The organism is Vibrio tapetis subsp. tapetis (assembly GCF_900233005.1).
Taxonomy (GTDB): domain Bacteria; phylum Pseudomonadota; class Gammaproteobacteria; order Enterobacterales; family Vibrionaceae; genus Vibrio; species Vibrio tapetis.
On record NZ_LT960611.1, the window covers coordinates 18,888 to 30,969 of the forward strand.

The following is a 12,082-nucleotide window of genomic DNA, read 5'->3' on the forward strand; positions in this document are numbered from 1 at the left end:
ACCTATTCGTATGCTGTACGACACCTATCAATACTTGCTGCACACCATATGAAAAATATAAATAATAAAAAATTACTTCAGGCTATGAGTTACGAGGGAAGTGACGGGTTGATTGTGACTAACCCTGCGAATGACGAAAAGATTGCTTGTGTTGCGACATGGAGCTCAGAGCAAATTAACCGAGCTGTCAGTGATGCGAAATATGGGCAAGAGGCCTGGGCAGATTTACCAGCAAAAGAACGCTCAACGGGTTTGAGAGCTTGGTATGACCTGATCATCGCTAATAAGCATGACCTTGCTCGACTCATGACATTAGAGCAAGGTAAACCTCTTACAGAAAGTCTTGGTGAAGTTCTTTATGCGGCTTCATTTGTTGAATGGTTCGCTGAAGAAGCCAAACGTAGTTATGGGGCAACGATCCCTGGGACAACAAGCAATAAAAGAATGAGCACTATATTGCAGCCCGTTGGCGTCTGTGCCGCAATTACGCCCTGGAACTTCCCATTGGCTATGATCACAAGAAAGGCTGCGCCTGCGCTCGCTGCAGGGTGCGGAATGTTGATAAAGCCTGCAGAGTTAACGCCTTTGTCTGCGTTAGCACTTGCAGAGCTCGCTTATCAAGCTGGGATCCCGAAAGCTCTGCTACAGGTTGTCGTAGTTAATGACCCTGCTACTGCTGGAAATATATTTACGACGCATCCTAATATCAAGAAGCTGTCTTTCACAGGCTCCACTCAAATTGGTAAATTATTGTTAGCACAAAGTTCCTCAACGCTGAAACGTACTTCTATGGAGCTCGGTGGCAATGCTCCGTTTATTGTTTTTGATGATGCGGACATAGACTTAGCTGTAGCGGGAGCGATTGCATCTAAATATCGAAATGCAGGTCAAACTTGTGTGTGCCAATCGTTTTTATATCCATGACGATATTTATGAGCCGTTTATCGATAAATTTTTGAAGCGAGTGAATAGTCTAACGGTAGGGAATGGGCTAGAAAAGGATGTTGATGTCGGCCCTATGGTAACTATACAAGCTAAAGCGAATGCATTAACTGTTGTGAGCCATGCTGTTGATCAAGGTGCCAGGATAATCAGCCAGCCAAATAAGGGCGCAGGAGCCTTCTTAGAGCCCGTTGTGTTGGTTGATGTTACCCATTCTATGGATATTGTTCATCAGGAGCTATTTGCCCCTATTGCATCGATTATTCGGTTTAAAGAAGAGGCTGAAGTTATCGCAATGGCAAATGATACCAACTATGGCTTGGCTGCCTATTTCTATAGCCAAAATATTAATAGGATCAACCGAGTGATGGAAAAACTTGAGTTCGGCATGGTTGGGATTAATGAAGGAATTATTTCTACTGAGGTCGCCCCTTTCGGTGGGATTAAAGAATCAGGGTTTGGCAGAGAGGGCGCAAGGGAGGGGTTATTGGAGTATATGAGTACCAAGTATGTTTGTTTGGGGGTAAGTTAGGGGTAGGAGCGAATACAGAATACAGAATACAGAATACAGAATACAGAAAGAGACTTGAGCGCTGCGCTTCTAGAGGCTAGACCGTCTTGCTCCTATAAGAGCAAAAGAAAAGGGCTTTGCTCTTATAGTTTCTAGTTTCTGCTCTTTCTGTATTCTCAGGGCGCAGCCCGTCTCTGTACTCGAGTAAGCGTAGCGCATTCTATCTTTTCACTTTCCTACAGACGAAAAAAAACCAAGTCTTTCGACTTGGTTTTTTTAAATGTGGCTCCCTTTGCTGGACTTGAACCAGCGACATACGGATTAACAGTCCGGCGTTCTACCAACTGAACTAAAAGGGAACAGGTTTTCTAAAGCAAAAAATGGTGCCGACTACCGGAGTCGAACTGGTGACCTACTGATTACAAGTCAGTTGCTCTACCTACTGAGCTAAGTCGGCACTAATTTTGTTTCACTAGCGTTTGTTCAGAACGTTAGCTACTTAATGTGGCTCCCTTTGCTGGACTTGAACCAGCGACATACGGATTAACAGTCCGGCGTTCTACCAACTGAACTAAAAGGGAACAGGTTTTCTAAAGCTAAATAATGGTGCCGACTACCGGAGTCGAACTGGTGACCTACTGATTACAAGTCAGTTGCTCTACCTACTGAGCTAAGTCGGCACACTTTATTCTTTTATTGTCCGTGTTACTTACGTTAGACACCAACAATTTAAATCGTGGTGCCCGGAGGCGGAATCGAACCACCGACACGAGGATTTTCAATCCTCTGCTCTACCGACTGAGCTATCCGGGCAACGAGGTGTATTAAACGGTTTTTCGCGTTTAACGTCAACATTAAATTTAAAAAAAACTATCGTTTGCTGATTTTCTATACGTAGTGGGGTGTTTTTAGTCGTTGGAGGGTGAAAAACACCCTTCCCTAAGGTGTTTTCATTGATGGATCTTGTTTTATGTTTGATGAATATCTTGATATATGACGAGTAAACCACCTAAAAGCACGCATAAAGTTGCGTGCTTTGATTAGGATTAGTGGCAATTATTTTTGAATTGAGAATTTACTGACCCAACTTTCAAGCTCGGTTGATAGTTTAGATAGGGTTTGAGTGCTGCTATGACTCTTGGCAACAACAGTGCTTAACTGATTACCACTTTCTTCAATCATATTGATTCTTTGCGAAATATCATCTCCGACTTGTGTCTGCTCCGCAGCTGCGGTGGCAATTTGGTGACTCATGGAGGTAATTGTCTCTAAAGCCTCAACGATATGTTGTAAGGCTTCTGATGCGTTACGCGACTCAATAACCGTGGATTGACTGGTATCCGCACACACTTCCATCGTACCAATAGCATGGCGAGAACCTTCCTGTAGGTTGCCGATCATTTCTTGAATTTCTTTTGTACTATTTTGAGTGCGACCAGCAAGGTTTCGAACTTCGTCAGCCACGACTGCAAATCCACGGCCTTGTTCACCAGCTCGTGCCGCTTCAATCGCTGCGTTTAAAGCCAATAAGTTAGTTTGCTCAGCGATATCACCAATTACATCTAGGACGCGCGCTATATTGTTGACATCATTGCCAAGATCAGACACAGCTTGGCTTGCAGTACCAAGTTGTTCAGCAAGTCCTTCGATATTACTTACTGTGCTTAGAATCAGTCCTTGGGTGCGCTGGCTTTGGTTATCGGCCTCATCAGTGTTGTTTGCTGTCTCTCGTGCCGAATCGGCTACGTTATTTGCTGAAGATGCCATTTCGGTCATTGCAGTGGCTATCATCTCCGTTGACTGCTGTTGGGTCTCCGTAAGAGAAGCAATGGTACCCGCTCTCGATTCAACATCAGAGAGTTCTTGTTTTAGCTCTACTGTGGAGCGCTCTAGATTAGTCACCAGTTGGGCTAATGATAAGCTCATTTGTTGTACCGCATGATATATGCTGCCTGATTCCGCTTCATGTTCAAATGAAGTATGGATCTTACCTGCAGCGACAGCTTGTACCGCGTTACGAACCTCTTGAGGCTCACCACCTAATAGGGCGATGATTCGGCGAATAGCGATGAGCAGTGTGGCAAAAATAGACCCACCGATTAACAAGCATAAAAATAGCTGCCAACGAGCTGTTGACCAGAAGCGTTCATTAACTTCATTGAAACCAATGCCAGTCCCCACATACCAGCCCCAATGGTCAGACTTTTCCGCGATAGACAGTTTTTCTTCAATCGTGCCGTCTGGCAGTTTCATCGTCCATGTGTATTGCGCTATTTGTCCTGGGGATGACGCGACCGCTCTTTCTAGAATACTACCTACACTGCCACCGTTACTGTCTTTGAAGTCATGGAAGCTTGTTCCATGTAGTTGAGGGTCTAGAGGTGCTGCGATGAAATTGAGCTTTTCATCGGCCACATAAACGTACTCATTATCTTTGTAGATATTGTTTTGAAGAATTCGAGTTGCTAAAGCTTTGGCTTCGTTTTCTTCGAGAGTGCCATCAATGGCCATTTTTTCAATTTGATTCAACGTAGAGTAGGTACTTTTGAATAGCTCATTCACTCGAGCTTGATTGTCTTGATCGCTTGCGACTCTTAATGTCCATAGACCTGTTGCGGTAAGAGCAAGTAAGGCAATTAAGATTATTGCTGACAGCAAATAAGATTGGGTTTTTAATTTCATGGAGGCCTCAGTGTACGACATGCACAGGGTTTATTGCCGAATATGGCTGTAATTAGTATTGATACAATCATATCGCCAACAGAGAGGCACTCTTTAGCGATTACTTCAATAAGGTTTCGAAACTATGATAGGGATTAAATTTCTAGCAAAAAATGAGTCAAAATGAGATTGAGATAACAGTTTGTGAGAGTTTTATCTTGGAAGGCGGAAGGGCGAGTGCATTCGATGGTTTACTTTTCTACAGGCGAAAAAAAACCAAGTCTTTCGACTTGGTTTTTTTAAATGTGGCTCCCTTTGCTGGACTTGAACCAGCGACATACGGATTAACAGTCCGGCGTTCTACCAACTGAACTAAAAGGGAACAGGTTTGTGTCAATGACACGCTTTCAATCAATTGTTCATTAAAAATGCCAATCAATTTAAAAGTGGTGCCTCGAGGCGGAATCGAACCACCGACACGAGGATTTTCAATCCTCTGCTCTACCGACTGAGCTATCGAGGCAAAAGAATGGTGCCGACTACCGGAGTCGAACTGGTGACCTACTGATTACAAGTCAGTTGCTCTACCTACTGAGCTAAGTCGGCACACTAAATTCTTATTGCTCTATGTTCGTGCTTAATTTTACTTAGACACCAACAAATCAAATTGTGGTGCCCGGAGGCGGAATCGAACCACCGACACGAGGATTTTCAATCCTCTGCTCTACCGACTGAGCTATCCGGGCAACGGGGCGCTATTAAACGGCTTTTCGGCCTAACCGTCAATAGGTTTTTTTAAAAAAAACTTAAAAAACTTAAAAAAAGTGCTTATTTGCTGGGTTATTGTACAAAAAAGGCCATTATCCTTGTCCGGAATTGAAATCACGTTTGAATTTAGTCACTTTTTCTAGGTATCGGCGTGCTTCATTATTTGGATGTTTTTTGGTTAAAGCCCAATAAACTTGATTTGGTTGCAACGAATTAAGGTCGCGCATGGCTCTTTTTCGATCATTTTTATTGAAGGTGTTCAATACTCCACCAGTTCCTCCGTTGTACGCTGAAATCATACTGTACTCAAGTGAGGTTGGGTGTTTGACGTCTTTTAGGTAACGGTTCTTCAATATGTAGAAATAAGCGGTGCCCGTATCAATGTTTTTCTCCGGATCGAATAAGTACTCAGGGCTAGGTTGACCAGGTTTTTTCTTTACTAGGTGAAATACGTCTTTACCTGCGGTTTTAGGAACGACTTGCATTAAGCCATACGCATTAGCCCAGCTAACCGCATAAGGGTTGAAGCTGCTCTCCGTTTTAATGATGGCGTAAATGAGATCTTCGGGGATGTCATAGCGTGTAGATGCCCGACGGACAATATCAGCGTATTTATAGCTTCGAACGCTAAAGTGGTCCTTAGTCATCGGGATTTCGACATAATAGGACTTTTTGAAGTCGACTTTTTTGGTTTTGATTTTGTTTGCTATCAAGTAATCGGCAAAGCGATTAGCTCGCCATGACCATTGAATGGGCTTTTTATCTTGATCGAGAACTTGTTTGTATAAGAACGGCTGCCCTTCAAGTTTTATATTCGATGAAGAGTAAAGATCGACACTTGCGGGATCATCTGGTGTGAGCAGTGTTGTGATGATTGCATTTTTAAGATGCTTTTCTGGCTCAGTAGGAGAAACGGTTCCTATCGTGATGACACCTTTGGAGAAATCCACTTCCGCACGGCTCATGTAGTTGTCTATGTATTTTACATAGTTACTCTTACCTGCCATCTTAACGTTGTCTTTACCCCAACGTTTTTCGATATTGCCTGAGAAGCTACTGATTAGGGCGTCTAGTGCCCCTATGTCTTTTTGAAACTGACCGGGAAGCTGGGCGAGGTTTTTGGCAAATCGATTAGTTGGCTCATAATCAATGCTATACATGCTTTCAACAAACTCTCGGCTGCAGCCAACTAGCAATAATGTGAGGGCGAAATAAAGCAATTTTCTCATCGGAAACCTAAATAAAAATGACACCATAACCTGAGGCCATGATGTCATTTTTTTGTCTAAAAGGTAAGCAAATCAACTCTAATTTGCTACTCGCTAGGTGGCGTGTAGCCTTCGATGATGACTTCTTTTCCTTCGAATAAGAAATTGACCATTTCAGTTTCAAGCAGTTTTCGATGTTCTGGATCCATCATGTTTAGCTTTTTTTCGTTAATTAGCATCGTTTGCTTGCTCTGCCACATGGCCCAAGCTTCTTTGGAGATGCTGTCGAAAATTCGCTTACCAAGATCGCCTGGGTAAAGTTGAAAATCAAGACCTTCGGCTTCTTTTTGCAAATGAACACAAGTTACAGTGCGGCTCATAATGATTCCTTAATTGAGTTCGAATTGGAGGCTTTCGAGAAGTTGCTTTACAGGAGCAGCTAAGCCAATTGTTTCGGGGTTAGCTAAGTTATACCAGAGACTATTGCCCGCTTCCATCACCATATTCGGTTGGCTATTTAGATCAAACAGAACGGGCGTAATATCAAGATGGTAGTGGCTAAAAGTATGTTTAAACGCGATCAGAGGTTCTCGTCGGTTAATGTGTATTTCTTGAATACCTTTAGTATCAAGAAGATCGTTAAGATCTTCAGTTTCATTTTGAGGGAAACAAAATAGCCCGCCCCATATCCCAACTTGAGGTCTTTGCTCTAACCAAACCTGACCGTTGTAATGGAAAATAGCGAACCAAGTTTGTTTGGTCGGTTTTTCCTTTTTTGGTTTTTTGGTCGGAAAATCAAGTTGTCGGAGCTGTTTTTTTGCTTCACACATTTGAGTTACAGGGCACAGTTCACATTTGGGCTTACTGCGGGTACAAACCGTTGCACCCATGTCCATCATGGCCTGATTGTATTTGTCGACATCAACATCCGGTGTGTGTTGCTCAGCGATTTCCCACAGTTGGTTTTCTACTTTTTTTTGTCCTGGCCAACCTTCGATTGCGAAGCTACGACTTAAAGTGCGCTTCACATTGCCGTCTAAAATGGCGTGAGGCAGCTTATAAACAGAAGATAAAACAGCCGCAGCAGTGGATCGGCCGATTCCCGGTAAGGCATTCATTTGTTCAAGATCTTGCGGAAATTGCCCATTATGGTCAGAAACAACCAGCTGAGCAGCTTTATGCAGGTTTCTCGCACGAGCGTAATAGCCCAAGCCTGTCCATAAATGTAGGACTTCATCTTGTTCGGCTTGTGCTAGTGCTTCAACGGTCGGAAAGCGCTCTAAAAACCTTAGAAAATAAGGAATAACCGTAGCGACTTGAGTTTGCTGAAGCATGATCTCTGAAAGCCAAACGCTATAAGCGGTTTTGTTTTGTTGCCATGGTAGATTTTTACGACCATAAACGTCATACCACTCTAAAATAGCGGATGCAAAAGGGGACACGAGTAGCTCTTACCATCTATATTTAATTGGAGTAAAATTGCACCACACTTAGCAGTGGATGTAAAACACACAATTTGTAGGGGATATTGGAGCGAGAAATACTTGCACTAATGCCAATTCTTTGGATAATCCCCGCTTCGATCGATTAATCAATGTGCAGGCAAAATACCAATGAGTGAAGTGACCACCAACGAATACACAGAAGATGGCAAGCTAGTACGTAAAATACGTAGTTTTGTTCGTCGTGAAGGCCGTTTAACTAAAGGGCAAGAAAACTCGATGAATGAGTGCTGGCCAACGATGGGTATTGATTTCCAAGAAACCTTGCTTGATTGGAATGAAGTGTTTGGTAATAACAACCCAGTTGTTTTAGAAATCGGCTTCGGCATGGGTGCGTCATTGGTAGAAATGGCAAAAAATGCGCCAGAGAAAAACTTTATCGGCATTGAAGTTCACAGCCCAGGTGTTGGTGCTTGTTTGGCTTCTGCTCGTGATGCTAGTGTAACTAACCTACGTGTTATGTGCCACGATGCGGTAGAAGTTTTCGAAAAAATGATTCCAGATAACAGCCTACACACTCTGCAGTTATTCTTCCCAGACCCATGGCATAAAGCGCGTCACCATAAGCGCCGTATTGTTAAAGCTGAATTCGCTGAAATGGTGCGTGGTAAGCTTGCTCTTGAAACCGGTGTTTTCCATATGGCAACGGATTGGGAAAACTATGCAGAGCACATGATTGAAGTGATGAACGTGGCGCCGGGTTTTGTAAATATTGCAGCAGATGGTGATTACATCGAACGCCCTGAAGAGCGTCCACTGACTAAGTTTGAAGCACGTGGTCACCGTTTAGGTCACGGCGTGTGGGATATTAAATTTAAGCGTGTGAGTTAAGAGCAGATTACAGAATACAGAATACAGAATGCGCTTCGCTTATTTAGAGACTAGAGACTAGAGACTAGAGACTAGAGACTATAAGAGCTAAGAAATAAGTGCTTTTGATTTTATAGGAGCGAAGCGGTCTAGTATCTAGCAGCGAAGCGTTCTAGTTTTTTCTGTAACCTTAGGGCGAAGCCCGTCTCTGTATTCGATTTCGCGCAGCGAACTCTACTCTTTTCAAAAGCCAACATGATGTTATGTTGGCTTTTTTGCCCTTTGGCGGTACTGAACGTCATTCTTTATAGGTCATAAAATGAAACCGACACAACAAATATTGTCCGATATTTTGGATGAAGTTCGCCCTTTAATTGGTCGGGGAAATGTAGCAAATTACATCCCAGCACTTGCCAAAGTGTCGGCCAACAAGCTGGCTATTGCAGTGTACACCAATAATGGAGAGGTGATTAAAGCAGGAGATGCTGACGAAGCTTTTTCGATTCAGTCAATTTCTAAAGCGTTAAGCCTAACTCTAGCGATGGTGTTATATAGACCTGAAGAAATTTGGCAAAGAGTGGGTAAAGAACCGTCAGGCCAAGCCTTTAATTCGATGATTCAGCTAGAGATGGAAAAAGGCATTCCAAGAAACCCGTTTATCAACGCGGGTGCCATTGTGATTGCGGACTTATTGCAAAGCCGTCTGTCTGCCCCTAGGCAACATTTATTGGAGTTTGTACGCCAACTGTCAGGTGATACACATATTGTCTACGACAAGGTCGTAGCGGCATCTGAGATGCTCAATAGCGACCGTAATACGGCCATTGCTTATTTAATGCGATCTTTTGGTAATTTTGATAACGATGTTATCCCCGTATTGAATAACTATTTTCATGCCTGTGCTTTAAAGATGAGTTGTGTAGATTTGGCGAAAACATTCAGTTATTTGGCTAACAAAGGCACTTCTGTTCAAAGCGGAAAGCAAATTATCACTTCTACCCAGTCAAAGCAGTTGAATGCGTTATTGGCGACTTGCGGTTTGTACGATGGAGCCGGTGAGTTTGCTTAGCGAGTCGGTATGCCGGGAAAATCAGGCGTTGGTGGCAGTATTATTGCCATTGTTCCAGGTGAGATGACGATTGCAGTATGGTCTCCAGAGCTCGATTTTTCAGGTAACTCGTTAGCGGGTACTCGAGCACTAGAATTGCTATCTGAACGGATTGGTCGTTCAATTTTCTAGTACCAATTGAAGCTTGGAATAATGGTGAACCTTTAAGCTGGTACAGCTAAAATAGCATTTAGCCTACTGTAGGCTAAATGCTATCAATGTATTATAAATCAAAGGTTAACTGGTACTTTGGTTAGATCGGTTAGTATTTGGGTTACTATGATCTAATTGCTTTATAATCTATTTCAGAGTGGATCTAGTTAGTCAGCCATAAAGGCTTCAAGTAGATCATTTAGAAATAATTTCCCTTTTTCTGTGATCTGCCAGTGTGTGTTGGTTTCGGTTAGATATTGTTTTTCTACCGCCCAATCAATGGTGGTTTGAATCGCACTCAGATCTTGCCCTGTTGTCGCAGTAAAATCTTGCTTAGGGCAGGATTCCAATAGCCTAAAACGGTTGATAAAGAACTCAAATGGACGGTCTGCAATAGGTACTTCTGTCTCTGAGTCCAAATACGGTTTGATTAAATTCAAGTAGCCACGAGGGTGTTTGACCTTAGTGGTACGAAGAATTTTGCCATCACTAAAGCTAAGCTTCCCGTGTGCTCCACAACCTATTCCTAGGTAATCACCAAAACGCCAATAATTAAGATTATGCTGGCATTGATAACCCGGCTTACTGTAGCCCGAGGTTTCATACTGCACATAGCCAGCCGCTGTTAGCTTCTGATGCCCTAAATCAAAGATGTCCCATAGGTCGTCTTCATCCGGCAATGTTGGTGGTTTTGAGTGAAATAGCGTGTTGGGTTCGATGGTGAGCTGATACCAAGACAAATGCGGAGGAGTTAGCTCTATCGCTTTATCTAAATCAAGGAGTGCTTGTTCTGGTGTTTGATCAGGTAACCCGTGCATTAAGTCGAGGTTAAAACTCGTGAGACCAATATTATGCGCCAAATTGGCTGCATTGATGGCTTCCTTTGACCCATGAATACGACCTAAGCGTTTAAGCTTGCTGTCCTCAAAGCTTTGCACACCAATGGAAATTCTCGTAACACCGCCTTTTCTGTATTGTTCAAAACGGTCGGCTTCGATGGTGCCGGGGTTTGCTTCCATGGTGATTTCGATGTCAGGTTTAAAAGGCAGGCGTTGTTCGATGCCTTTTAATAACCGTGTGATCTCTTCAGGTTTAATTAAGCTTGGTGTGCCTCCACCAATAAAAATAGAGTGCAGTAGGCGCGGGTTATCCGACAGTTTATAGCGAGAAATATCGGTATCCAAATCTTCCAATAAGGCGTCGATGTACTCTCGCTCTGGAATGTCATTCTTGAGTGCGTGCGAGTTAAAATCGCAATAAGGACATTTTTGTACGCACCATGGAATATGGACGTATAAGCTCAGTGCTGGTGGAACAAGGCTCGTCATTACAAACCTTGCTTTTGAATAGTTGCGAACAGTTGCTCTAACGCTTTACCACGATGAGACAATTGTTTTTTTCGAACGGGTTCAAGCTCCGCTGAGGCACAGTTATCTTCTGGAACAAAGAATACCGGATCGTAACCAAAACCATTGTCGCCATGTGCTTTAGAAAGAATGCGACCTTCCCATTTTCCATGGCAAACAATAGGCGTTGGGTCGTTTGCATGACGCATCAACACCAATACACAATGGAAGCGAGCACTGCGTTGTGCTTCTGGTACATCGGTCATCGCATCAAGCAGTTTTTCTAAGTTCTGTTGATCCGTTGCGTTTTCACCAGCATAACGAGCAGAGTAGATCCCCGGTGCGCCTTGTAGGCAGTCAACTTCTAAACCTGAGTCATCAGCAATGGCTGGTAAGCCCGTTTCTAGCGCTGCATGGCGAGCCTTGATGATGGCATTTTCAATGAATGTCGTGCCGGTTTCCGCAACTTCAGATACTTGAAATTCGCTTTGCGCGACAACGTCAAAACCAAAGTCAGATAGCAAGGTTGCCATTTCTTTTACTTTGCCTTGGTTACCTGTTGCCAATACCAATTTGCTCATGGGTGATCCCTAATTCGATTGTTGATTATGGCGGCAAGGATACCACTTAATAATCAGTCTTCGACATAGAATTTTTGGTTGAACTTGAGTTTGCCTTTGCCGCTAATACCGGAATCGACATCCAGTTCAAAAGTCAGCACTTCTTCGTTGTTGATAGGCAGTTCAGCCAAATAATAAATGGCGTTACCTTCTTTTACCTCTCTAAACTCTAGCTGACGAATGTTGCCAATCAAGTTTTTACTGGTGCCTGTTACCGTCGCGCTGGTAGCGGGTTTGCCTGCTTTGGATTTATCTAACACACTGATGTTAATGATGGCCGTGTAGCCATTTCTTTTTAGCTTATATTGATGTGCAACATCTGCCGTTAAGAAGGTGGAATTGAATGCAGAATAATGGACTTCGACATCTTTGATGTTCTTGAACTGTCCAGCTGATAATGGCAAAGAGCAAGCTAGAGAGAGTAGTGCGATGACCCATTTTTTCATGATATTT

General features: G+C 43.2%; 8 protein-coding genes, 9 tRNA genes and 2 pseudogenes. 3 read left to right on the top strand and 16 right to left on the bottom strand.

Going from position 1 to position 12,082, the window contains the following annotated elements:
* Positions 1-48: 48 nt before the first annotated feature.
* Positions 49-1,474 (top strand): annotated as a pseudogene (locus VTAP4600_RS00090) (NAD-dependent succinate-semialdehyde dehydrogenase).
* A gap of 262 nt (positions 1,475-1,736) precedes the next feature.
* Here VTAP4600_RS00090 and VTAP4600_RS00095 read toward each other — a convergent pair.
* From VTAP4600_RS00095 to mutY, 13 genes are all read right to left on the bottom strand, one after another.
* A tRNA-Asn gene (locus VTAP4600_RS00095) sits at positions 1,737-1,812 on the bottom strand.
* 22 nt (positions 1,813-1,834) lie between these two features.
* Positions 1,835-1,910 (bottom strand) — tRNA-Thr (locus VTAP4600_RS00100).
* Positions 1,911-1,958: 48 nt separating this feature from the next.
* Positions 1,959-2,034 (bottom strand) — tRNA-Asn (locus tag VTAP4600_RS00105).
* A 23-nt stretch (positions 2,035-2,057) separates the two neighbouring features.
* Positions 2,058-2,133: transfer RNA gene (locus VTAP4600_RS00110), tRNA-Thr, on the bottom strand.
* Positions 2,134-2,190: 57 nt separating this feature from the next.
* Positions 2,191-2,266, bottom strand: a tRNA-Phe gene (locus VTAP4600_RS00115).
* Between the two features lie 243 nt (positions 2,267-2,509).
* Positions 2,510-4,135, bottom strand: coding sequence for a methyl-accepting chemotaxis protein (locus tag VTAP4600_RS00125; RefSeq protein ID WP_102520937.1), 1,626 nt, complete (start codon positions 4,133-4,135; stop codon positions 2,510-2,512).
* A gap of 285 nt (positions 4,136-4,420) precedes the next feature.
* Positions 4,421-4,496 (bottom strand) — tRNA-Asn (locus tag VTAP4600_RS00130).
* A gap of 65 nt (positions 4,497-4,561) precedes the next feature.
* Positions 4,562-4,637 (bottom strand) — tRNA-Phe (locus VTAP4600_RS00135).
* A gap of 7 nt (positions 4,638-4,644) precedes the next feature.
* A tRNA-Thr gene (locus tag VTAP4600_RS00140) sits at positions 4,645-4,720 on the bottom strand.
* Between the two features lie 64 nt (positions 4,721-4,784).
* A tRNA-Phe gene (locus VTAP4600_RS00145) sits at positions 4,785-4,860 on the bottom strand.
* Between the two features lie 114 nt (positions 4,861-4,974).
* Positions 4,975-6,111: a membrane-bound lytic murein transglycosylase MltC gene (gene mltC / locus VTAP4600_RS00150; RefSeq protein ID WP_102520938.1), complete on the bottom strand. Its 1,137-nt coding sequence runs from the start codon at positions 6,109-6,111 to the stop codon at positions 4,975-4,977.
* An 86-nt stretch (positions 6,112-6,197) separates the two neighbouring features.
* Entirely contained in the window at positions 6,198-6,470 is a 273-nt protein-coding gene (locus tag VTAP4600_RS00155; RefSeq protein ID WP_102520939.1) for an oxidative damage protection protein, read from the bottom strand.
* A gap of 9 nt (positions 6,471-6,479) precedes the next feature.
* Entirely contained in the window at positions 6,480-7,532 is a 1,053-nt protein-coding gene (gene mutY / locus VTAP4600_RS00160) for an A/G-specific adenine glycosylase (protein ID WP_102520940.1), read from the bottom strand.
* A 171-nt stretch (positions 7,533-7,703) separates the two neighbouring features.
* On the opposite strand from mutY, the gene trmB reads away from it, so the two are divergent.
* Positions 7,704-8,423, top strand: coding sequence for a tRNA (guanosine(46)-N7)-methyltransferase TrmB (gene trmB / locus VTAP4600_RS00165; protein ID WP_102520941.1), 720 nt, complete (start codon positions 7,704-7,706; stop codon positions 8,421-8,423).
* A 298-nt stretch (positions 8,424-8,721) separates the two neighbouring features.
* Positions 8,722-9,642: pseudogene (gene glsB / locus VTAP4600_RS00170) on the top strand (glutaminase B).
* 188 nt (positions 9,643-9,830) lie between these two features.
* Here glsB and hemW read toward each other — a convergent pair.
* From hemW to VTAP4600_RS00185, 3 genes are read right to left on the bottom strand one after another with little or no spacing between them, the layout of a single operon-like run.
* Positions 9,831-10,991 carry a radical SAM family heme chaperone HemW gene (gene hemW / locus VTAP4600_RS00175; protein ID WP_102520942.1) on the bottom strand — a complete coding sequence of 387 codons (1,161 nt, stop codon included), beginning with the start codon at positions 10,989-10,991 and terminating at the stop codon, positions 9,831-9,833.
* Entirely contained in the window at positions 10,991-11,590 is a 600-nt protein-coding gene (locus VTAP4600_RS00180) for an XTP/dITP diphosphatase (RefSeq protein WP_102520943.1), read from the bottom strand. The genes hemW and VTAP4600_RS00180 overlap by 1 nt, the downstream gene beginning before the upstream one ends.
* A gap of 53 nt (positions 11,591-11,643) precedes the next feature.
* On the bottom strand, positions 11,644-12,075 hold the full coding sequence (locus VTAP4600_RS00185; protein WP_102520944.1) for a DUF4426 domain-containing protein: 432 nt from the start codon (positions 12,073-12,075) through the stop codon (positions 11,644-11,646).
* Positions 12,076-12,082 lie beyond the last annotated feature (7 nt).